Below are 22,750 nucleotides of genomic sequence, written 5' to 3' on the forward strand. Positions count from 1 at the left end.
AATTTGGGAGTAAATAGTATGAGCATTAAAACACCTTATCTCTTATTTCTAGGCAATGCCGCTGATCCGCTTGCCGCTAAAGTTGCCCAAGGCATTCGTGACTGGCGTCCTGAAAACTGTGTTGGACAATTGCGCCTTGAGGGCTGCAACGCAGATCTTGGCCTCACTGACATGACACCATCAGAAGCTGTTGCTCAGGGTGCAAAAAGTATGGTTGTTGGCGTTGCCAACCGCGGTGGCGTTATCGATGCGACCTGGGTTACTGCTCTTATCGAAGCCATGGAAGCAGGCCTTGATCTTGCTGCGGGTCTGCACAACAAACTCGCCGATGTTCCAGAACTGGCTGAAGCTGCCAAACGCCTTGGCCGTGAAATCCATGATGTGCGCCATCCTTCCCGCGCTTATCCTGTTGCTGCGGGTTCCAAACGTTCTGGTAAACGCCTGCTCGCGGTTGGGACTGATTGCTCTTGCGGGAAAATGTACACCACCCTTGCGATTGAAAAAGAACTTCGGGCCCGTGGCGTTGATGCAGACTTCCGTGCCACAGGACAAACAGGTATCCTGATCACTGGCGACGGTGTATCCGTCGATGCTGTGGCTGCTGATTTCATTTCCGGCTCCGTAGAAACCCATTCTCCGGCTAATTCTGACGATCACTGGGACATCATCGAAGGACAGGGATCCCTGTTCCACGCTTCATTTGCGGGTGTAACCCTTGGTTTGATCCATGGCTCTCAGCCTGATGCGCTGGTTCTTTGTCATGAACCAACACGCACACACATGCGTGGTCTGCCTGACTTCGGATTGCCAACCATTCAAGAATGCATGGATGCCAACCTTGCAGCGGCAAAACTGACCAACAAAAACGCCAAGTTCGTCGGCATTGCTGTGAATACTTCCAAGCTTAGCGAAGAAGAAGCCACAGCTTATCTTGCCAAAACAGAAGAAGAGTTTGGCCTGCCAACTGTTGATCCCGTTCGTACGGGTGTTGCATCCATCGTGGACAACCTGTCATGAGTTCAAAAAGAACTGTAACCATATCTTCGACCCCTTGGCCCATAAGGGGATCTTTCACGATCTCTCGCGGGTCCAAGACCGAAGCCGTCGTGCTCAACGTCTATATCGAAGAAGACGGCATCAAAGCACAGGGTGAATGCGTCCCCTACCCGCGTTATGGTGAGTCCGTGGAATCTGTTACTGCGCAGATCCAGGCGATCCAATCTGCATTGGAAGCAGGTATGAGCCGCGAAGAATTGCAAGATGCTCTGGCCCCTGGTGCTGGACGTTTTGCTGTCGATGCCGCCCTCTGGGATCTCGAAGCAAAAAAAGCAGGCAAACGTGCGTGGGAAATTGCCGGTATAGATATGACTTCGGCGACCACGGTCTATACACTTTCTCTCGAAGAACCAGAGAAAATGGAACAAAGTGCCCGCGATAATCAGGACAAACCCGTTCTCAAGCTCAAGCTTGGTGGGGCTGGTGATCTGGAACGCGTGGCTGCTGTTCGCAAAGGCCATCCCACTGCCCGTATCGTCGTTGATGCCAACGAGGCCTGGACCAAAGAGATTTACGAAACTCTTATTCCTGAATTACTAAAGCTCGGCGTCGAGATGATCGAACAGCCCTTCCCGGCTGCTGATGACGAGATCCTCAAAGATCTGGATCGTCCTATTACTATTTGCGCTGATGAGTCCTGTCACGATCGTAAGTCCCTGCCAAAACTTGTTGGCAAGTACGATATGATCAATATCAAACTCGATAAAACCGGTGGTCTGACCGAAGCGCTTGCAATGAAAAAAGAAGCTGAAGCTCTTGGCTTTGAAATCATGACCGGTTGCATGCTGGGATCATCCCTTGCTATGGCACCCGCCATGGTCGTTGCTCAGGGAAGTCAACTTGTCGATCTTGATGCACCGTTGTTGTTGGCAGAAGATTGCCAACCTGGTTTGATATTCACTGGTGTCGAAATTTCCCCACCTGAAAAAGCGTTATGGGGTTAAGGATTTAAGAATATGAGCAGAACAGTTTATGTAAACGGATCTTACCTTCCAGAAGAAGACGCTAAAGTATCCGTCTTTGACCGTGGGTTTCTTTTTGCCGATGGCGTTTATGAAGTCTCCACCGTTCTCGAGGGCCGCCTGATTGACAACGACGCCCACTTGGTACGGTTGCAGCGCTCTTTGAACGAACTTCAAATGGGTAGCCCGGTATCCATGGATGAGATCGTTGAAATCCAAAACGAACTTATCAAGCGCAATGGCCTCAAAGAAGGTGGCCTTTACCTTCAGGTCACCCGTGGCGCTGCCGATCGTGACTTCGCTTTCCCAAAAGATACCACGCCAACGCTTGTGATGTTTACCCAGGAAAAGAACCTTCTCAACAGCCCTGCTGCTGAAAGAGGGATTTCTGTCATTTCCGTTGAAGACATCCGTTGGGGCCGTCGCGACATTAAAACCGTTGGTCTGTTGGCTCCGGCCCTCGCAAAGCAGGCCGCTGTGGTTGCTGGCGTTGATGATGCCTGGCTCTATGAAGATGGTTATGTCACCGAAGGCAGTTCTAACAACGCCTATATCATCACCAAAGCGGGCACCATCGTAACCCGCAATCTTGGTAACGAGATCCTGCACGGCATCACCCGCCGGGCTGTACTCTCGCTTGCCAACGAAGCAGACATGGAAGTTGAAGAGCGCGCCTTTACCTTGGCAGAAGCCGCCGATGCAGCAGAAGCTTTCGTAACCTCGGCCACAACCTTTGTGACACCGGTGGTTTCTCTCGATGGCAAAGCCATTGGCGATGGCAAACCGGGCCCACTGGCTAAACGCTTGCGCCAACTTTACATTGAACAAGCTCTCGCAAGTTAAACACGAGAGTTAAAAGACAAACTCTCCATAAGTGAAAAATAGGCTGCCTCCGTCCCAACCTGGCAGCCTATTCTTACCCCAGCAGGGCCGCCCTTGATGACAAAGACATACACCAGCAACACTCCCCCTCAAAGCACAAGCCCAGAGCTTGTTGTCGATCTCGGTGCGGTCGTAGAGAACTACAAAACACTTAGAGGCTTGGTTTCAGGTGAATGTTCGGGGGTGATTAAAGCCAATGCTTATGGCATGGGCAGTGATCGGGTCGCGCAGGTTCTCAGTGAAGAAGGCTGCGAAACCTTTTTTGTCGCTCTGGCTGGTGAAGGTGTGGAAATCAGAGCCCTGCTCCCCAATGCAAAGATCTTCGTGCTCTCGCCCTTTCTCACTTTGGATTGCGATCTGCTCAAAGAACACAACCTTGTTCCCTGCCTTTATGATATCGAAGGTATTGACCTCTGGATTTCAGCCCACAGCAACCCTGCGCCTGTGGCACTGCACTTTGAAACCGGAATTAATCGTCTGGGCCTTTCCACTCAAAACTTGGAAACATTGCTTTCCGATAAAACGAAGCTTGGTCAACTCGACATCAAACTGGTCATGAGCCACCTTTCAAGCGGAGATGAGCAACAGTCCCGTCACAATCCAGAACAGCTCGAAGCCTTTAAGGTAATCCGCGCTGAATTTCCAAATGTACCCGCTAGTCTTGCAAATACCGGCGGCATCTTACTTGGACCGGAATATCACTTTGATCTCGTTCGTCCCGGCATCGGTCTCTATGGCCACGATCCGCATTATTATGAAAATAACTGCTCTCGCCTTAAAACTGTCGCCACTTTCAGGGCTCCACTGGCTCAGATAAAACACCTCAAGGCCGGAGATGCCGTGGGTTATGGTGCGACAGAAATGATCGAAGATAGCGAAATCGGCGTTATTCTCTGTGGATATGCCGATGGTGTGATGCGCGCTTTCTTCCGGCATGAAACCAAAGAAGGTCACGAGGTATCCCTCAACGGGTTCAACACCCCAATACTCGGCCGTGTCTCCATGGATATGATCACCATCGATCTCACAGATATTCCTTCAGACGCTTTCAATAAAGGCGACATGGTCGAAATATTCGGCCCCAACAGCCTGGTCGAAAACGCTGCCGCTATGGCCGGAACTTCAGCTTACGAGCTGTTTACCCGTGTTAGTGATCGGACAGTTCGGAAGTATGTTTTATAGTACATACTTCCGAACATCTTTATATCCGTGCCAAATTAAAAACGTATTCTAGCGGACTTTGAGGCGGTTATTCTTTTCGTTTGCTTCGACGATCTGCCCTCTGGGATCAATCATAATTGTCGGAGTTACAATGAGGGATCCAGATTTAACCGTAACCCATGCACTCTGTCTTTTGTTAAGTGGGCCGACCTTACCAACCAGGGATTTTCCGTTTTTCCCCTTAAGCCAAACTGTGGTCGCAGCTGACTTGGCTTTCCCGATGTTGGCAACCTTAATCCGCCAATTCCCTTGACCAACAACAGAAGCAGACTTCACCACTAAATCCGGTAACTCAACCTTGATGGCTTTTACATTAGCTCGCGTAACCGCCTTCGCAGGAGTTCCTACACGGGTTTGTTTTTGTCTCGCAAGACCTGTACTTAGAATTGTTCGTGTAGAAGTCCCTGCGCGTACCGCGTTTTTCTTCGGGCTACCTGAACGTGCATTGGATTGCTGATTTACAAAAGCCTGAGACAATGAAGATTGTATGCTGGTATAGGCGTTTCTACATTCTACCAACAAGGGGGACAAAGGCATAACGGGCTGAATGGCCTCCATGTCAGCATTATAAAGTTTTACCTTGCTATAAAGCGTCATAGAGGTTGGACCGATTGCATTTGATTGTGCAAAAGTTCCGTTTGATGGACTTTGCGATGACCAGTCCAGGTCGACAGTGTGAACAACAGGCCATGATCCATTTGCACCAATATGAAGGTTTTGAACACCAGAATACTTGTTTTGTTCATGAACCTTCACCTGTAAGGCGGCATTACCATCGAAGGGCGTGCCATTTGTTGATACCACACCATAAACAGTTGCTTTCATCGGACAAACGCGTTTGTCCGCCAGCATAATAAAATTCTTGAGTTCTACATGATCCACTTTAATTTTTGGTGGCTGTGTTATACCAAACTGGGTCTGGCCCTTGCCCGCAGGCGCACAATCCATTTCATAGTTCATAGGCTGGGACTCAAACTCGTGACTGTCCCCGACAATTTTTATCCAGCCACTTACAGGACCAGCAGGGCTATAAGGGACGCCGTATTCATGTGAAAAAGCCGCATTGGCGTTTCCATCAGCGGTTTCCGTTTTCTTATCGCTTTCAAGACCGGTGTTGTCTTCGTAATGAAATTCCACTTCCAGCCCGGGCTGTGATGCCTTGAAGGTGCCGTTTAACCTAATCTTACAATAACCATTGGGAAGCGATGTTTCTTCCGCAAAAAGCCAAGAACCCAACACCACCGGAGCAACTGGGGAAAGTCCCGTTACGCCTGTTTGAACGACTGCTCCTGCCCATTTTTCACAAGTCACGGTAAAATCAGCAGCTTGTCCCCAATTATAGTTATCCGTTCCAAACCCACTTTCTGAATAAATTGTGAAATCGAAATGCTCTATGACGGAAATATCTATATTTCTATCAACACTAAATATAGCAGCATCACCAAGACCACCTTGGCGTAAATCATTCGCCATCCCATTGCATTTATTCACAACATAAGTCGTAAAAGAAAGAGCGGGCATTTCCAATGGGACGGTCTTTTCCACCGCATTAATATTTTCGAGCCATGTATAATGTTGATTAGGAGATTTTGACTCTTCAAAATAATCCCAAGGAACCTCTTCTGTTCTTAATTTAAAGAACGTGGTCCAGTTTTTTAACCGACCATCTACTCCTGCATCGAGCTCAACATTGGCCGATAGAGCCCCAAAATGTTTAATTACATATTGAGTGCCATCACTACCTATTGCCATGCTTCCCGTTGAAATATTCACGGGATCAGCCGCTGCTAACTGAGGGATTGACAACAATCCTCCCAACAACAAAGCTGTACATGTGAAATCAGAATACTTCATAACGAGCTCCTATGATTAATCGTTTGGTTGAAATGAACCATTTGACGATTTAGTCGAGGGGATACCTATGAAGGTTCAAAAATAGATTTTTAGTTTAAGAGCACAAATAGAAAACGTGAAAGAAAAGAAGGCCCCGACAACCTTGTCGTAAACGCCGCCGCCATGGCTAGAACCCCAGCTTATGAGCTATATACGCGGGTTAGTGATCGTACTGTTCGGAAGGATGTATGATTTCATTGCTGACTTAGGTAATGCCAATTCGACTTTATAAAGGGAGGTCTACGCATAAGTAGAATTTGAAAATTATTTTTGAGATTACTACATCTATCCTAGATGCTTCCTTAAAAAGGAAATTCCCATGAGCATTTATATTCAAATGTTTCAAGATTTAGGGTAAATGGAACCCAATTACTAAAATCGTAAATTTCACCATGAAGTACGTTATTATTTATCTTCGTGAAATTAATGCCATCGGATGAAACTCGGTCACTAGACCATATTTCATCTTCTTTATAAATAATGATATCAGTCAAAGTACTAGCAATGAAATATTTTTTATATTTCCCTGAAATAATATTTACCAAATAATCACAATCTGTCTTGTGGAGTAATTTTCTACCATTTATATCAAACAGATAACCCTGACCAAATGAAACTAAAAATACGATATTATCTTCAATTGCTAACATTGACCCAGGCTTATCTCCCCCACCAAAAACACCACAATACTGGCACTTCTCCGCTTTGTTGAGTAGATTTAGGATTTCAAATAGAGCATAGATTGATTATCTGGAATGGATGATTGTCTAATTTTGAGTTTGAAGTATTCGGTATCCTTGATGCCTCTGGCTCGCTTACGGATCATTCCTATACTGACATTACCAGCCTCTATCCTGGCGCTTGTGAGCTTGTGTTTGGCGTAGTTGCAGATGCCCACACAATGTTTCCGTAGGGATTTCGCGAACTTTTTTAGATAGAGCATCTGTGACTGATCTGCTATCAGGCACCAACGTTCCAGTTGCTCCGCCATCGCCTCAAATGAAGCGGCACTCCACAGCAGCTGAAGCTGTTCTTTCAAGACGTAAAGTGCATTCAGGTTGCTATTGCTCTCCAGCAACCTTTGCAGCTTGTCACTTTGTTTTTCACTCAACTTATCCGCATTTTTGAGCAACAGATAATGTGTCCCTTTCATCAACTCTTTACCACTTGGATCGGCCTTTCTGAACTCAAGTCGACGCTGATTATGGATAGCTTTGCTGTAGTTTTTCATGACGTGGAAACGGTCAAATACTATGTCGGCCAACGGCAAGGACTCTCTGACAGCCTTTTGGTAGGCAGGCCCCATATCCATCGCTACGGCCTTTATTTTGCAGGCTGTATCTGGTTGCAGTTGTTTCAAAAACCTTGAAAAAACCTCGGCAGTTCGGCCTGCTTCAACCCAGATCAGATGACCGCCAACCATATCGTAGACCACCGTCATGTAGTCATGACCTTTCGCCCGGGCAACTTCATCTACACCAATATATTCCAAGCCAGTTAGCTCTGCAGGATCAAGCGTAGGGAGAGTTTCAATAAGGTATGCCCTGTCGATATTCTTGACCGTTTCCCATCGTATATCCAAATGTCTGGAAACCGCTTGAATAGACATATGCCGACATAATCCACTGATCAGTCGGCAAAATCGGTGAGTGAAACGGCACCCTTTATCAACAAAATCACACCCCTCAATGCGGCGTTCGCCCTTGTTAATATAAACCTGCGCCAGCTCAATCTCGACCACACAAGGATACCCAAAAAGGGGGATGTCGTTTACTTGTCGGCGGACATGCTGGTTGATGCTTCCCTTCTGGCCTGTAGCAGGGTCTATAGCCCTCCTACGCGCGTCTCGGCTGCAGTGAATGACAATCTTAACACCGCCGTCATCCAGTTTAATTTCATTTACACGTTGCCCTTTGAGGCCTAAAATATGCTGCGAGATGTTGATTGTCATATACCTGCTCTATGTAAAGTTATCAGAAACCATACATATCAACAGGTTACTTGGCGGTCGGCATCTTTTTCTACTCAACAAAGCGGAGAAGAGCCACAATACTCATCGTAATCTTCATCTTCAAATATGACCCATGTTGTCTGGTCATTTACATCAAATTGCAACTCCTTATATCTGCCTGACATTGGAGTATGTTGTAATATTTTCGCATCCATTTATTACCCTCCTCCCTTTCTAACAGTATAAGAATATGCGGAATAGTACGTTGATAAACCTAAGTTGCCATTCCCTTTTCAAAAGCAGTTAAAGTTTCAATCAATTAAATTCCATTTTCTAAAACAGCAAAGCTTACAATTGAATTGAGCCAAAATTGTAAGCGATCTGGTTGGTAGGTCGATACCAAATTATCATAATTAATTACAAGCAAAACCCATTATCTGTGGTGAATTTCTTCTCATAGATATTTATATGGTCTGCATCTACCTCAACTATAAATCCGAAACCTTTTCCTCCATTTTGGACAGCTAAATCGTAAATTCTTGAGCTTATCTCGTTTAGTTGAGTTTCTGTAAGTACCTTTACTTCCTTATCACTATCGAAAATTATTAGTTTACGAACATAGTGTTCATCAAAATAAGCTTTTGTCCTTACGTATTTGATCTCACAAACAGGCCATTCTGTGACAATAGAATTATGAGATTGTTCGTATATTTCATACGTTGATAGTGAGCGTGACGTTAACCGCACCTATTTTTGCATGATGTAAGGTGTTACGTTGTTTCTGTTGACGTTCCAGGGCAGCAGAGCTTCAAAGTCTTCGACGGTTTTTGCTTTAGGTAATTGGGTAAAAATGTGTCGAAGATATGAATATGGCTCGATCCCGTTAGCCTTGGCGGTCTCGACGATAGAGTAAAGATTTGCACTGGCCTTGGCACCATTTTGGGATTTTGAGAACAGCCAATTTTTCCTTCCTATTACAAACGGCTTAATTACGCGCTCCATTTCATTGTTATCAATTGGCAAGCGGCCATCATCAAGGTAGCGAATGAGCCGAGGCCACTGCTTATCAATGTAGTGCAAAGCCTTGCCAAGTAACGATGTCGGCGGCACCGACGATTTGACCTTGGTAATCCACTCTCTCAAGTCTTTAAGGATTGGTTTGGCCTTTTCCTTGCGTAATAGCCGACGTTCGTTATCGCTCATGTTTTTTGCGAGCTTTTCAATGCGGTACAAAGCTCTGATGGCCTCCATGGCATGATCGGCAAGGCCGGGTTTTCGCCTTTTGGACTTCTTCCGTGCCTTGATGACATCATTGAACTTACGCCGGGCGTGAGCCATGCATCCGACGCCGATGATTGTGCTGTCGGATGTCACATTCAGATAGACCTGATATCCATCACTAACAAGATACCCAGTGTAACCTTCCAACAATCGCCTTGCCACATCCTCCGCCCTGGAGGGATCGTAGTGGAACAGGATCACTGGCTGGTCCGGAGGGCCTCCTTTTTGCCCCCACATGTAGGATTTGCTTTGAGGTTTTTTCCCAGGTTCTTTCAAGACCTGAACGCCAGTCTCATCCATGGCAATGATATCGTAGTTTAGGAGATGGTCGGTAAACAGATTAATCAGGGGCTGAACAAGATCACCACATTTGATCACCCACCGCGAGAGTAATGTACGGTTAAACTCCACACCGGAGCGGTTCAGAACAGGTACCATACGATAGAGAGGCAGGCCATCCACATACTTTCCCGTTACCACATAAGCAAGAAGTCCAGCAGAAGCGATGCTTTTGGGGATGGGCTGTGGTGGCAAGGGCGCGATTGTTACGCCTTCTTCGCATGATTTACAGGCGTATTTGAAACGCACATGCTGAAGAACCTGCATTTTAGCCGGAATTATATCCAATTGTTCGGTGACTTCTTCCCCAATTCTGGCCATAAGACCACATCCGCAAGCGCAAATCTTTTCTTCTTCGGGGATATCGTGTTCAATCCGCACACGGGGCAAGTCTTTTGACAAAGAGCGGCGTCCACCCCTTTTACGGGTATGAGCTGGAACTTTGATCTCTTTATCATCGTCTTCTGCCCCTGTGTCGTCCTCAGCCGCTTCCTCTGCTTCATCAAACAAGAGACCTTGCTCTTGCGGGGATGTCTTCTCACTGGAAGCGGCAAACTGCTGATGACGCAATAATCTGTTTTGCTCTTCAAGAATATCAATACGCGCATGAAGACCACCTATTAAAATACGTGATTCTTCAAGGCTTTCAGGGAAAGAAATGGGCGCTTTTGACATAGCCGAAGTATACCAAATTTATACTCTTCAAAACAGTATAAAGTGCTGTAAATATTTAATATATCTCCGAATAATTTACAGGCTTATGCTCTTTCACATGACGGAGGTCAACACCATCCAGCAACCAGTTCAATTGGCGACCACTGAGCTCTATACGGGCTCCTTTGCTCAAGTGTCGTGGCCAATGAAACCGATCTTTTTCAAGGCTCTTTTGCCACAAACAAAATCCGTTTTTCTCCCAGTAAAGTAACTTGACCTTGTTGCTTAGACGATTAGAAAAAACAAAGAGGTAGCCAGAGAATGGATCAAGGCTGAGGATGTCGTCAACAAGCATCGACAAACCATTTATGCCGCGACGAAAATCAACGGGATTTGCGCAAAGATAAATGACGGGCAAAGCATCTGAAGGCCGCCGCATCACAGACCTTCAAGTGCATCTACAATAGATGTTAAATCCGATGTTCTCCCCGAAACAGGCCATTTGACTTCTAGCCCGTTACGAAGGCAAACCTGACAATACAATAAGCCTGGGCCATCAGCTGAACCATTTACAATCTTGTGTAAATTTTCATCTCGACTAGAAACAACAAAAAGACCCCGCTTAACAAGCTCCCCCTTTTGATGATAAAAATCCTTCAGGTCAAGATCGTGTGCCTCGGCATAAGCTTTCATGCCCACCCCGTTTAACTCACACGAACGCGCATGCTCAAGCCAATGGAATTCTGTTCGCGATAAATCGTTCTCAATTGCTGACATTAAACGCTCCATTCAAAAGAAAAATGAAGCATAACCATTATTCATTAGCTCAAACAGATGCGGTTAACGTCACGCTCACCGTTGATAACGCTATATTAAAGTGATTTCGAAACGCTAAACCTGGGCCAGGATCACAAGCAAACAAACCAAGTAAACATACAGATAATAATAACTTTTTTGCATTACTCACAATCATCAACTTTTTGATCCCTAAATAATAACCCAAAGATTGAGAATAAAAAAAAGCGAGTGAGAGACTTTCTCTCACCCGCCTTTTATCATGAAGATTAATTGTTATAATCTCAAGCTTTTGCTTTCAGTTCCAACCGCTTGGCGTGCAGGATTGGTTCAGTATAACCTGAGGGCTGGACAGCACCTTTGAGCACGAGATCACAGGCGGCTTGGAAGGCGACGGAGTTTTCGTAGTCGGCTGACATCGGCTGATAGCTGCTATCGCCTGTATTTTGGCTATCAACGACGGTTGCCATGCGCTTCATGGTTTCCAGTATTTGTGCTTCACTACAGATGCCATGGTGCAGCCAATTGGCCATGTGTTGAGCTGAGATCCGCAGGGTGGCACGGTCTTCCATCAGACCGACGTCGTTAATATCCGGTACTTTTGAACAGCCAACGCCCTGATCGATCCAACGCACGACGTAGCCGAGGATACCCTGGGCATTGTTATCGAGTTCGCGTTGCACTTCGTCCGGGGACCAGTTGGTGTTTTTTTCGACCGGGACTGAAATCAGATCATTGAGAGAGGCACGTTCTCTACTGGCCAGTTCAGATTGACGATCGAAGACGTTCACCGCGTGATAATGACTGGCGTGCAAGGTCGCAGCTGTGGGTGAAGGTACCCATGATGTATTGGCGCCAGCCAAGGGGTGAGTGATTTTTTGATTGAGCATGTCTGCCATCAAATCGGGCATCGCCCACATGCCTTTACCGATCTGGGCCCGACCACTGAAGCCACAGGCAAGACCAATGTCCACGTTCCAATCTTCGTAGGCTTTGATCCAGGCGGCATTTTTCATATCGCCTTTGCGGATCATGGGTCCGGCTTCCATGGCGGAGTGGATTTCATCCCCGGTGCGATCAAGGAAACCCGTGTTGATAAAGAACACTCTATTTTTGGCGGCACGGATGGCCTCTTTAAGGTTCACCGTCGTCCGGCGCTCTTCATCCATGATGCCAATTTTCAGGGTATGGCGCTCAAGGCCTAAGAGTTCTTCTACCCGTGTGAATATCTTGTCTGCAAAAGCGACCTCTTCCGGGCCATGCATCTTTGGCTTAACGATATAAACCGAGCCTGTCCGGCTGTTGCGGGGGCCCGTTGCTTTCTTCAGATCGTGGATTGCGATCATAGCGGTAATCATGGCGTCCATCAGCCCTTCTGGCACTTCAAGCTCTTCTTCGCCCACGAGGATCGCCGGGTTGGTCATAAGATGACCAACATTACGCACCAACATCAGGCTGCGGCCCTGAAGGGTGAATTCTTCACCTGATGCTTTTTGGTAAGTACGATCAGCCTGTAGACTGCGGGTAATGGTTTTACCGCCTTTGTTGAGTTGGGTTTCGAGATCACCCTTCATCAAACCGAGCCAGTTCCGATAAACCGCGACCTTTTCGTCGCCGTCCACAGCCGCGACGGAATCTTCGCAATCCATAATGGTCGAAAGCGCAGATTCAATCACAACATCCGCAATGCCCGCTTGATCGAACTTACCGATGGCGTGTTTGCGATCAATCAGGATTTCAAGATGTAAACCGTTGTGACGGATAAGAATGGCAAAGGCTCCTTGCAGATCACCACGATAGCCCAGGAACTCGGCTTCCGCACTGAGACGAACCCGCGCGCCATCATCAAGTTTGACCATGAGTTTACCATCATCTATCTGGTAACAAACCGCGTTACCATGGGATGCATCAACCAAAGGAGCTGCTTTATCCAGAAAAGATTTCGCCCACGCGATGACTTTTTCACCGCGTAACGGATTAAACTTGGCTTGTTTTTCTGCCCCGCCGCTATCGGATATGGCATCTGTGCCATAGAGGGCATCATAAAGGCTTCCCCAACGCGCATTAGCAGCGTTCAGGGCGTAACGGGCATTCATTACGGGCACCACAAGCTGCGGACCTGCGACAGAGGTAATTTCGTTATCGACATTAGCCGTTTCAATGGTGAAATCATCACCTTTGGGAACCAAATATCCGATCTCTTCTAGAAAGGTTTGGTAGGCGGCATGGTCTTGGATGGGACCCGGATTTGTTTTATGCCAATTATTCAGTTGTTGTTGCAACATTCCCCTTTTGGCGAGCAGATCTCTGTTTTCCTGTGTGAGTTCAACAAGCAGAGTTTCTAGACCACTCCAAAAATTGTGAGGGGTTATTCCGGTGTTTGGCAACGCTTCGTTTGTTACGAAGTCATGCAGGATTTTTTCTATCCGCAGGGTGCCGATCTTAATGCGATCAGTCATTGTTATACTTTCCAGCTAGTTTTTAAGTGGTGTCCAGCTTTAGTGTTTAGGTGTTTAAAAATTTGACTAAGGTTTACTGTAAAAATCTGATTATCTTGTACTACCTTATTCTAGGACGATAAACTTATGATGGGATTAAGGTATTTTCCTAAGGTATCTGAAGGATGGCCCCTTGTCCTTCAAACCAGCGTTCTTCTAAATTATCACCCATTCCCTTACGATCCACGATCAGGAAATCCTGGGTCGGTTCCAGAACAAGCAAGGGGTGGTGCCAGATGTTCTTGCCATATTGAACCCCTTGGCTCCCGGTGGCAAGAAACGCCCGACACGAAGCAGGGGTTGGATTTTCGTCTTCCGATACCACAATCAACCAAGGCGCGGGTTGCATAGGCACAAAAGCCTGACTGCCCAGGGGGTGGCGTTCCAGCATCGATATCGCAATCGGTAAAGAACGTGGTGTGCCCCGGAAGATCGAGAGGATCGCCTCCCCCTCTTCGTCAGCCACATCAGCTTGAGCGAGATCGTGAAAGCGTCTGGTTGTGCCTTCGTTGATCAAATAGCTTTTATCGTGATCAGCCTCTATCACCTGACCAAAAGGCGCAAAAGCCTTTGCCGTTAGCGGTTCAGGACGAAGGGTAACAATTTCAGACGACATCTCGAGTTCTTTTCTTAAAGTTTTCAATCAGTATAGCAAATACAGGGTGCTATGTTTCCAGATAAGGGTGGTTTTCGATCCAGTGGTTGGCAATGTCGATACGCCGCGCACACCAGACGTTGTCATGTGACTGGATGTAATCGACAAACTTCTTCAAGCCAGCAAAACGCCCGGGTCGACCGATCAGACGACAGTGTAAACCAATTGACATCATTTTTGGTTCTTCCGCGCCCTCTTCATAAAGCGTATCAAAAGCATCTTTGAGATAGGTGAAGAAGTGATCACCCGTGTTAAATCCTTGAGCAGATGCAAATCTCATGTCGTTGGTATCTAACGTATAGGGCACCACCAGATGAGGCTTATCCACTTGGGTTGACCAGAACGGCAGATCATCGGAATAGTCATCCGCGTCATAGACAAAACCACCGTTATCGGCGACGAGTTGTCGGGTATTTTCTGACGTCCGCCCCGTGTACCACCCCAGTGGTCGTTCCCCCGTGATCCGCTTCTGGATCTCAATCGCCCGATCCATATGTTCGCGCTCTTGCTCTATCGACATACCGTGATAGTTGATCCAGCGATATCCGTGGCTACAGATCTCGTGACCATCTTTCATGGCAGATTCTATTACATCAGGATTGAGCTCCATGGCCATAGCAACGGCAAACAGCGTTATCGGTATATCGCGTTCTTTAAACAGCTTTAGAATACGCCATACCCCGGCCCGAGAGCCATATTCATAGATTGATTCCATGGACATATGACGGGCGTTTTCGAAAGCCGCTGCGCCAATGATCTCTGACAGGAATGTTTCTGAAGCGGGATCACCATGTAGAGTACAGTTCTCACCGCCCTCTTCATAATTGAGGACGAACTGGACTGCGACCCTTGCTTTACCCGGCCAAATGACTTTGGGAGCATCGCTCCCGTAACCGATAAGGTCTCTTGGGTATTCTGAAGAGCTAGAACTCATTGAACGCGGTCCTCTAAACGAAAACGAATAATTCTGGCTATTTGCTCAAGCGCAGTTTGAAACTCAACCTCGGGATCATTATTCAAGCGTTTTTCAAATGCTTCTAGGATCATGAACTTGGTTGCGCCCTTCACTGCAAAGATAAAAGGAAAACCGAAACTCTCCAGATAGCGATTATTCAAATCGGTAAAGCGGGCAAATTCTTCTGCACTGAGTTGATCAAGTCCAACCCCCGCCTGTTCGTTTTTTGAATCCTCTGTCAACTCGCCTGACAAAGCGGCCTTCCCTGCTAAATCTGGATGGGCCCTGATCAAAGCGAGCTGTGCGTCACGTTCGGCAGCTTGCATAACTTGTGCGAAAACAGAAATCATGTCTTCCCGGCTTGGGAAAGGACGGACAAGGCCCGCCCCTTCCGCCACCCAGGGAGAATGCTCTGCAATATCACCAAAGATGTCTGCAAAAGATGCAACATCCAAGGCGTTAACAGCTTCGAGTGAATAGTTAGATGTCATCACTAAGTACCTTTAACCATTCCCAATTTACTGTTGCGCAATCCAAGCACCAAGCGTGGTGCGCTCTGCCTCGGTCATACCGCTTTCATTACCGAGTGGCATGGCATCACTATCAACCGTCTGGGCCTTGATCCGACCCATATAGCGTTTGATATCTGCTATACTTTCAAACTCAAGTCCCTGAGGGGCTTCATCAACCATATCACTGGTCGGTGCCGCAGCATGACAACTGGTGCAATGCTTATCCATCAAGTTTAACACAGCGGTGTCAGAAACTTTACCATCGCCGTAATCCCGTGCAACAGGTGCCGTCATGATCATCGCTGCGATCAAACCAACAGCCGCAAGCGGCAATGTCCAGGCATATTGTTTGAACACATCTCCGGCTTCGTGACGGTTAAGCAAGTGACGTATGGATGCACCTATAACCAGGATAAGAGCAACCAAGAGCCAGCTATGCGGATGCCCGGTAAGCATAGGATAGTGATTGCTCACCATCATCAGCAAAACAGGAACGGTCAGGTAATTGTTGTGGACGGAACGCTGTTTACCAATTTGACCATAACGCGCATCCGGCGCTTCCCCGCGCATCAAAGCTGCAGCGACTTTTTTCTGATTAGGAATAATAATCCCGAATACGTTGACCGCCATGATCGTACCGACAAAGGCACCAACATGGATCAGGGCACCGCGGCCAGAGAAGACATGGGTAAAGAGATAACTCGCACCCAAGATCAGGATGAATAGGCAAACAGCCAGCAGGCCTGTGTTCTTACCTATGGGAGAACGACAGATGCCATCATAAATCAACCACCCGCCAATAAGGCTGGCGACAGAAATCGAGATTGCTTGCCAAGGTTCCAGAACCATAACGCCTGGATCAATCAAATAAGAGTTTGCGTTCCAATAATACTGCACCACAAGCAAGGCAAAACCCGTCACCCAGGTCAGATACGCTTCCCATTTAAACCACACGAGATCATCGGGAAGTTTCTTTGGGGCAACGAGGTATTTTTCGACGTTGTAAAATCCACCGCCATGGACCTGCCAGGAGGAACCATAAACATCTTTGTCCAGACCTTCACGTTTACGCAAAGAAAGGTCGAGACCGATGAAATAAAAGGATGTTCCAATCCAGCCCACACCGGCAATCAAATGCGCCCAACGGATAAGCAGGTTGAGCCAGTCTACAGCAAATGATTCCATGAAAATTCATCCTTCCTGATCGTATTTCGCAATTTATAAATCGCGATTTTAGTCGGGTGTTATGACACCCATTATTTCAATTACACCCGGAATAATGACCGAATGCGTGAGCAATCAGACCGCTTTATTTGCGAGATCGATTGCGATATTTCGATGGCGTTGTAACAGAGGCTGCATGTCTAAGCGGGTGATTTTTCCCTCGCTGACCAAAAGTTCTCCGCCAACAACCGTGTAATTGGCATTGGCTGGCGTGCAGAGCATGAGACCTGCAACGGGATCGAGTTCCGCACCAGAATGATATAACGCATCGAGTTTGAAAGCGGCAAAGTCAGCCTGATAACCCGGCGCCAACACCCCGACATCAGATCGGTTGAGCACCTTGGCTCCGCCTACTGTCGCAATTTCAATCGCCTCACGGATTTTCATACCCCGTGCGCCAAGTTTAACCCGTTGTAACAACATGGCCTGACGCGCTTCTGCCAACAGGTGTCCGCTATCATTCGACGCTGATCCATCAACACCGAGGCCAACCTTTACCCCCGCATCATACATTTCACGAACCGGAGCGATGCCAGATCCCAAACGCATGTTGGAACAAGGACAATGCGCTACACCGGTTCCGGTGCGGGCAAAGAGAGAGATTTCATCCGAATTAAGCTGCACACAATGGGCATGCCAGACATCATCCCCGGTCCATCCGAGTTCTTCGGCATACTGTCCCGGTGTGAGGCCAAATTTTTCTTTACTGTAGAGAACATCTTCGACGTTTTCTGCTAAATGGGTATGCAGACCAACCCCCATGGATCGGGCAAGAATTGCAGATTCACGCATCAAGTCGCGTGATACGGAAAACGGCGAACAAGGGGCCAAGGCGATGCGAAGGCGGGAGCCCTCGGAAGCATCGTGATAGGTTTCAATCAGCCGTTGGCTGTCTTTGAGAATTGCATCTTCTTTTTCGACCACACTATCAGGCGGCAAACCACCGTCGCTCTCGCCATAGGACATCGAGCCACGGGTTGCATGGAAACGAATGCCCATTTCCATGGCGCCTTCAATGGAATCATCCAAGCGGCTGCCGTTAGGGAATAGATAGAGGTGATCACTTGTGGTGGTACAGCCGGATAACAACAGTTCGGCAATGCCCACCTGAGCAGATACTTTGATTGCATCGGGTGTTAGATGTGACCAGACCGGATAGAGGGACTGGAGCCAGGGAAACAGGGGTTCATCCTGGGCAAATGTTCGTGTAAGTGATTGGTAGAGATGGTGGTGCGTGTTCACCAAACCGGGAAGAACGATATGATCCCTCAAGTCCAGAACGGTATCCGCATCCTGGGGCAGATCACTTACTGATCCGACCGCCTTGATTACACCGTCCACGGCATAAAGAGCACCTTCTTTGAGCTCTCTACGGTTCTCATCCATCGTGACGAGAACACGTGCGTTTTTAATTAATAGAGTTTTCATATCGTTCTTTATATCCAGTAGCGTTAAGCTTCTTCGGAAGCTTCTTTTGGTATGATCAGGTTCAACATAACTGCCAGGAATGCGGCAGGTGCTAGACCTGAAGTAAGAAGTATTTTAGCCGTTGCAGGGAAAGCCGCGACTGCTTCTGGCACTGATTTCAATCCAAGACCAATACCCAGAGATACAGCAATGATAACCATGTCACGACGAGATAAAGACGTCATAGACAAGAGCTTGAGCCCTGCCCCAGCAATCATGCCAAACATGATAATTGATGCGCCGCCAAGAACAGCGTTAGGCATTACTGAAATAACAGCGCCAATTTTGGGGAACAGACCTGCAACGATCAGGAACACGGCACCACAGGTAACCACATGACGGCTCATGACACCTGTCAGAGCAACAAGACCGACATTTTGGCTATAAGAAGTGTTTGGCATCGCTCCAAAAAGCGCACCGACTGCGGTTCCCAGACCATCAGCCATGGTACCACCAGCAAGCTCTTTATCCGTTGCTTCACGCCCAGCACCTCCAGTGGTAATCCCAGAGATATCACCAACCGTTTCAATCGCACTGACCACAGATATTAGAAGCATACCCGCAACCGCAGCCATATTGATTTCAAAGCCATACTGAAGAAGAGATGGCACAGCAAACCAATCAGCAGAACCAACCCGGCCAAAATCAACCATGCCCATGGGGATCGCAACGAGGTAACCAACTACAAGGCCAACAAGAATGGCAGAAGCAGAAAGGAAACCCTTGGCCATGAACTTCACCCCAAGGGTGACGACAATCACCAAAAGAGCCAAACCAAGATGATGCCATGCCCCAAAATCAGGAACAGGACCTGCGCCACCAGCTGCGTATTTAATACCAATGGGGATCAAGGCCAAACCAATGGACAGCACGACAATGCCAGTAACCAACGGTGGAAGGCATCCACGTAGTCGCCCAATAAAGGTACCAAGGAAAAAGTGGAAAACCCCTCCAATTGCTGCAGAGGCGAAAAGAGCACCTAAACCAGCGGTTTTCACGATTGGGATCATGATCGGAATAAAAGCAAAACTCGTACCTTGAACGATCGGCAAACGGGCACCAACAGGTCCAAAACCAATCGTCTGGATCAGCGTTGCGACCCCGGCCACAAACATAGCGGTCTGGATAAGGAAAATCTTGTCTCCTCCAGAAAGACCTGCCACGCCAGCGATAATAATCGGAACCGTCACGTTACCCGCAAACATAGCGAGCACGTGTTGTAGGCCAAGTGGAATAGCTTCTTTTAAAGGTGGACAATAATTGGGATCTTTAAGGGTTTGTGCATCAACCGCAGCACCCCCGTTACCCATTGCTTGGGATACTTTACTCATATCAGGTTTCCCCCTGTTGCTTTATTTAGGCCGGGTATTCTTTTTTGTCCCGACTTTGCTAGGTGCTGTGCCTTTAGCACAACCGTAATCAAGGAGCCTGATTGCTTCATCATTAGCTCCCCCGATAAGTCGAATAACCATAAGGCGATAGTAACAAGGGAACGTGATAATGCTGGTCTGTCTCGGCAATGCCAAAACGGATTACGATGACATCAAGAAATGCAGGTTCAGGAAGTTCCTGCCCAAGGTTTCTTAAATAGTCACCAGCATGAAAATGAAGTTCATAGCTTCCATTTAAAAAGCTATCTTTTTCAAGAATTGGACCATCAACGCGGCCATCTTCATTTGTAACAACATCCCTAACCGGGGTCGTTTCTCCAACCCGGAAAAGCTCAATACGCAATCCCGCTGCTGCAGTGCCTGATACTGTATCAAGCACATGTGTTGTTAAACACCCCATACTGCTCACCCTGAACTTCTTTATTATTAATTTTTATGTGGGGCAGTATGTCGCAGTCTATATGATCACAAAAGAAGTCTTTTTAGATCGTATCGATGCTATTTTGTGATCACTAGATTGAAATGTACTCTTTAAGTGCGCTTTCAGCGTGTTCGGCAAAGATTGAAGGCGCAAGGGAAAGTTGCCGGGTGGCATTGGTTAAAACCACCAGTCGATCATACGGGATATCGGTATCGGTAAGTTCTATATGTGCAAGCAGCCCTGCTTTTCTTTCCGCCTCAATACCAAGAATGGTTTGGAAAGTGACATGTTCGCCATTGCGGGCAATGTTTCGCATGAACCTCAAAGAGTTTGCCTTGATAAAAGACTTTGGTTTGCTCTTAAGCCGTGCGAGGGGAACTTCAATAATCTTGGCCAATGACAAATTCCCAGCTGGCAATGCCAAGGGATACTCCAGACAATCTGCAAAAGAACAACTTTCCCTCCCGGCAAGAGGGTGATTTGGCGCAACGACAGCACCAACTTTCAGCTCCCACTTCACAATCTCGCGAAGTGTTTCATGATCAGGCGGGTTAAAAGTAAACCCGATATGAGCCTCCGCAGCAGAAATCATCTTACTGACTTTTTCAGAACTGGTTATGGTCACTTCAAGCGTAACACCCGGGTAAAGTTCCAAGAAGCTTTGACTTAAACCAGGCAAGACGGCATCGGCTACGGATTCAACAGAAGCAATCCTGACCACACCTTGGCGCAGACCGCGCAAATCATCTATCTGCTCGGTAACAGCCTCAAAATCAGTTAGCACCGCCTTTGCATGTTTGAGAAGTAACTCTCCGGCTTGTGAAATACGTAACCCTCGCCCCACACGCTCGAACACCTGGATACCAAACTCTTCTTCCAGCCCAAGAATCTGTCTATTCACCGCAGACGATGCAATATTGAGTTGTCTTGCTGCTTCGCGGATGGATCCATGCTCAGCAACAGCAACGAAATACCGTAAGGCGGGTGAATATAGCGTATGAGCGCGCTCAATTTTCAATGATTGGAATCCTCGAAAACAGACAATGGGTTTGAAAAGATTTCCTTTTCTTATAGCCTAAGAAGAGATTAGCTCAATCATAACTAAACAACTTTCTCTACTCGGACGACTAATTATGCGCATAGATGATGCCTTTGTCTCAACCGCTTTTCGGTACTTTGCAGCCACAGCAGAGGCCGGGTCCATTCGCGCTGCGGCCCGAGAACTGAATATTGCATCCTCTGCCGTAAACCGACAGATTTTGATGCTGGAAGAAGCCCTGGGCATGCAATTGTTTGAGCGCACAGGGCGGACGATGCTACTTACCGAAGTGGGACAGGTTCTTTTGACCCAAACAAAAGTATCTCTGCAGGATTACGAAGATGCCCTTGGCGTCATTGATGAGCTCAGAGGCTTGCAAAGAGGGCGGGTTAAAATTGCAACTGCAGAATCTGTTTCCGTGAATTTACTTCCAAAAATTTTGGCAGATTTTTCAGAAAAATTCCCTTCAATAGAAATATTATTAACCGTAACAGTAGCCGATGCGGTGACAGAAATGGTGCATTCCAGAGAAGCAGATCTTGGTTTTACTTATAACCCTTCCACGCTAGATGGACTTGATATCGGTTTTGAAGAAAGCATTGAGGTCGGAGCAATTGTATCTTCGACACATCCACTGGCAAAAAAGAAAAGCGTTGATCTAAAAGAATGCTTTGAGCACCCCTACGCCTATCCGGCACGAGGCCTCAGCCTGAGGCTGGCACTTGATGCTGCCATTGATGGCTTTACAAATGAACAGACCTCTGGCTCTTCAAAAATTATCCGTAAACCCATTTTGGAAGCCAATTCTCTACGGGTTATGGCTGCCATGGCGCAAGAAGGGCGTTGCGTTGCCTTTCAAACTCGTGTCGGTATTGAACATCACCTCAAATCAGGAGCTTTAAAATTTCTGCCTCTGACCGACAAAAGCCTCCCCATGGACAGGTTGATGCTGATCAGACAATCTGCAAGAACACCTTCTCCGGCCACTCATATGTTTGAAAGTCACGTGGTTGAACATCTAAAAGCACACCCGATCAATTGATGCCTTTTTTAGATCCCAGAGATCTAAACATTGTTCTTTTTAGATCACGCCGCACCTGTCATACTTTAATTAATCAATAAGTAATAATTACGGCTACGCCTTAAGTGTCCACGATAAAGAGACACAAGCTATTGCCACGTTTGGGGAGTACGGTCGCATGGGGCGACTAACAACACATGTTCTTGATACCGCAAGTGGCTTGCCTGCGAAGGATCTTACTATCGAACTCTGGCAGTTCGAAGGGGATAAATCTGTACTCGTTAAATCTGTCACTACTAATGATGATGGCCGTGTGGGCAGACCTATTTTAGATGACAACGAATTTTCCACTGGCGAATACGAACTACGGTTTATGGCTGGGAATTACCTTAAGCAACAAAGCCATGACCTCCCGGATCCGTTGTTCCTAAATATAATCCCCATACGATTTGGTATTGCAGATGCAACAGCTCACTATCACGTACCCCTTCTTTTGTCGCCCTTTGGCTATTCAACCTATCGTGGGAGCTAAT

General features: G+C 47.2%; 22 protein-coding genes. 7 read left to right on the forward strand and 15 right to left on the reverse strand.

Features of this window, described 5'->3' with window-relative positions:
- Positions 1-18 precede the first annotated feature (18 nt).
- From dgcN to alr, 4 genes are all read left to right on the forward strand, one after another.
- Entirely contained in the window at positions 19-1,017 is a 999-nt protein-coding gene (gene dgcN / locus ACOGW3_RS19775; RefSeq protein WP_419904524.1) for an N-acetyltransferase DgcN, read from the forward strand.
- Positions 1,014-2,000, forward strand: coding sequence for an N-acetyl-D-Glu racemase DgcA (dgcA, locus tag ACOGW3_RS19780; RefSeq protein WP_419904525.1), 987 nt, complete (start codon positions 1,014-1,016; stop codon positions 1,998-2,000). Before dgcN ends, dgcA begins: the two co-directional genes overlap by 4 nt.
- A gap of 12 nt (positions 2,001-2,012) precedes the next feature.
- The gene (locus tag ACOGW3_RS19785; protein WP_419904526.1) at positions 2,013-2,861 is read left to right on the forward strand and encodes a D-amino-acid transaminase; all 849 of its coding nucleotides are present in this window, start codon (positions 2,013-2,015) and stop codon (positions 2,859-2,861) included.
- Positions 2,862-2,957: 96 nt separating this feature from the next.
- Positions 2,958-4,082, forward strand: a complete 1,125-nt coding sequence (gene alr / locus ACOGW3_RS19790) for an alanine racemase (protein WP_419904527.1) — start codon at positions 2,958-2,960, stop codon at positions 4,080-4,082.
- A gap of 48 nt (positions 4,083-4,130) precedes the next feature.
- Here the strand turns inward: alr and ACOGW3_RS19795 are convergent, their stop codons facing one another.
- The 3 genes from ACOGW3_RS19795 to ACOGW3_RS19805 all read right to left on the reverse strand — a co-directional run bounded on the left by ACOGW3_RS19795 (position 4,131) and on the right by ACOGW3_RS19805 (position 7,965).
- Positions 4,131-5,975, reverse strand: coding sequence for a hypothetical protein (locus tag ACOGW3_RS19795; RefSeq protein WP_419904528.1), 1,845 nt, complete (start codon positions 5,973-5,975; stop codon positions 4,131-4,133).
- Positions 5,976-6,316: 341 nt separating this feature from the next.
- On the reverse strand, positions 6,317-6,664 hold the full coding sequence (locus ACOGW3_RS19800; protein ID WP_419904529.1) for a hypothetical protein: 348 nt from the start codon (positions 6,662-6,664) through the stop codon (positions 6,317-6,319).
- A 68-nt stretch (positions 6,665-6,732) separates the two neighbouring features.
- Positions 6,733-7,965: an ISL3 family transposase gene (locus ACOGW3_RS19805; RefSeq protein WP_419901077.1), complete on the reverse strand. Its 1,233-nt coding sequence runs from the start codon at positions 7,963-7,965 to the stop codon at positions 6,733-6,735.
- On the opposite strand from ACOGW3_RS19805, the gene ACOGW3_RS19810 reads away from it, so the two are divergent.
- Entirely contained in the window at positions 7,952-8,095 is a 144-nt protein-coding gene (locus tag ACOGW3_RS19810; RefSeq protein WP_419904530.1) for a hypothetical protein, read from the forward strand. The genes ACOGW3_RS19805 and ACOGW3_RS19810 overlap by 14 nt on opposite strands.
- 617 nt (positions 8,096-8,712) lie before the next feature.
- Here the strand turns inward: ACOGW3_RS19810 and tnpC are convergent.
- The 12 genes from tnpC to ACOGW3_RS19870 form a co-directional block, all read right to left on the reverse strand.
- On the reverse strand, positions 8,713-10,260 hold the full coding sequence (gene tnpC, locus ACOGW3_RS19815) for an IS66 family transposase (protein WP_419901110.1): 1,548 nt from the start codon (positions 10,258-10,260) through the stop codon (positions 8,713-8,715).
- A gap of 55 nt (positions 10,261-10,315) precedes the next feature.
- Positions 10,316-10,678, reverse strand: a complete 363-nt coding sequence (gene tnpB, locus ACOGW3_RS19820) for an IS66 family insertion sequence element accessory protein TnpB (protein WP_419901111.1) — start codon at positions 10,676-10,678, stop codon at positions 10,316-10,318.
- Complete coding sequence (locus ACOGW3_RS19825) at positions 10,678-11,016, reverse strand: hypothetical protein (RefSeq protein ID WP_419901112.1); 339 nt, start codon at positions 11,014-11,016, stop codon at positions 10,678-10,680. The genes tnpB and ACOGW3_RS19825 overlap by 1 nt, the downstream gene beginning before the upstream one ends.
- Positions 11,017-11,318: 302 nt before the next feature.
- On the reverse strand, positions 11,319-13,493 hold the full coding sequence (locus tag ACOGW3_RS19830) for a malate synthase G (protein WP_419904531.1): 2,175 nt from the start codon (positions 13,491-13,493) through the stop codon (positions 11,319-11,321).
- Positions 13,494-13,641: 148 nt separating this feature from the next.
- Positions 13,642-14,148, reverse strand: coding sequence for an ureidoglycolate lyase (locus ACOGW3_RS19835; RefSeq protein WP_419904532.1), 507 nt, complete (start codon positions 14,146-14,148; stop codon positions 13,642-13,644).
- Between the two features lie 49 nt (positions 14,149-14,197).
- Entirely contained in the window at positions 14,198-15,121 is a 924-nt protein-coding gene (puuE, locus tag ACOGW3_RS19840) for an allantoinase PuuE (protein WP_419904533.1), read from the reverse strand.
- Positions 15,118-15,633: a 2-oxo-4-hydroxy-4-carboxy-5-ureidoimidazoline decarboxylase gene (gene uraD / locus ACOGW3_RS19845; RefSeq protein WP_419904534.1), complete on the reverse strand. Its 516-nt coding sequence runs from the start codon at positions 15,631-15,633 to the stop codon at positions 15,118-15,120. Before uraD ends, puuE begins: the two co-directional genes overlap by 4 nt.
- A gap of 27 nt (positions 15,634-15,660) precedes the next feature.
- Positions 15,661-16,839 (reverse strand): urate hydroxylase PuuD, encoded by a 1,179-nt coding sequence (locus ACOGW3_RS19850; protein ID WP_419904535.1) that lies wholly within the window; start codon positions 16,837-16,839, stop codon positions 15,661-15,663.
- Between the two features lie 114 nt (positions 16,840-16,953).
- Positions 16,954-18,306: an 8-oxoguanine deaminase gene (locus ACOGW3_RS19855; RefSeq protein WP_419904536.1), complete on the reverse strand. Its 1,353-nt coding sequence runs from the start codon at positions 18,304-18,306 to the stop codon at positions 16,954-16,956.
- A gap of 23 nt (positions 18,307-18,329) precedes the next feature.
- Entirely contained in the window at positions 18,330-19,676 is a 1,347-nt protein-coding gene (locus ACOGW3_RS19860) for a uracil-xanthine permease family protein (protein WP_419904537.1), read from the reverse strand.
- A 112-nt stretch (positions 19,677-19,788) separates the two neighbouring features.
- Positions 19,789-20,136, reverse strand: coding sequence for a hydroxyisourate hydrolase (uraH, locus tag ACOGW3_RS19865; protein ID WP_419904538.1), 348 nt, complete (start codon positions 20,134-20,136; stop codon positions 19,789-19,791).
- Between the two features lie 112 nt (positions 20,137-20,248).
- A complete protein-coding gene (locus ACOGW3_RS19870) occupies positions 20,249-21,175 on the reverse strand; it encodes a LysR family transcriptional regulator (RefSeq protein ID WP_419904539.1) in 927 nt (308 codons plus the stop codon).
- 115 nt (positions 21,176-21,290) lie between these two features.
- On the opposite strand from ACOGW3_RS19870, the gene ACOGW3_RS19875 reads away from it, so the two are divergent.
- Both ACOGW3_RS19875 and uraH (ACOGW3_RS19880) read left to right on the forward strand, forming a co-directional pair.
- Complete coding sequence (locus ACOGW3_RS19875) at positions 21,291-22,238, forward strand: LysR family transcriptional regulator (protein ID WP_419904540.1); 948 nt, start codon at positions 21,291-21,293, stop codon at positions 22,236-22,238.
- 157 nt (positions 22,239-22,395) lie between these two features.
- Complete coding sequence (uraH, locus tag ACOGW3_RS19880) at positions 22,396-22,749, forward strand: hydroxyisourate hydrolase (protein WP_419904541.1); 354 nt, start codon at positions 22,396-22,398, stop codon at positions 22,747-22,749.
- The last annotated feature ends 1 nt before the right edge of the window (position 22,750 follow it).

The sequence above is a fragment of the Kiloniella sp. genome (assembly GCF_965205715.1).
Classification (GTDB): Bacteria; Pseudomonadota; Alphaproteobacteria; order Kiloniellales; family Kiloniellaceae; genus Kiloniella.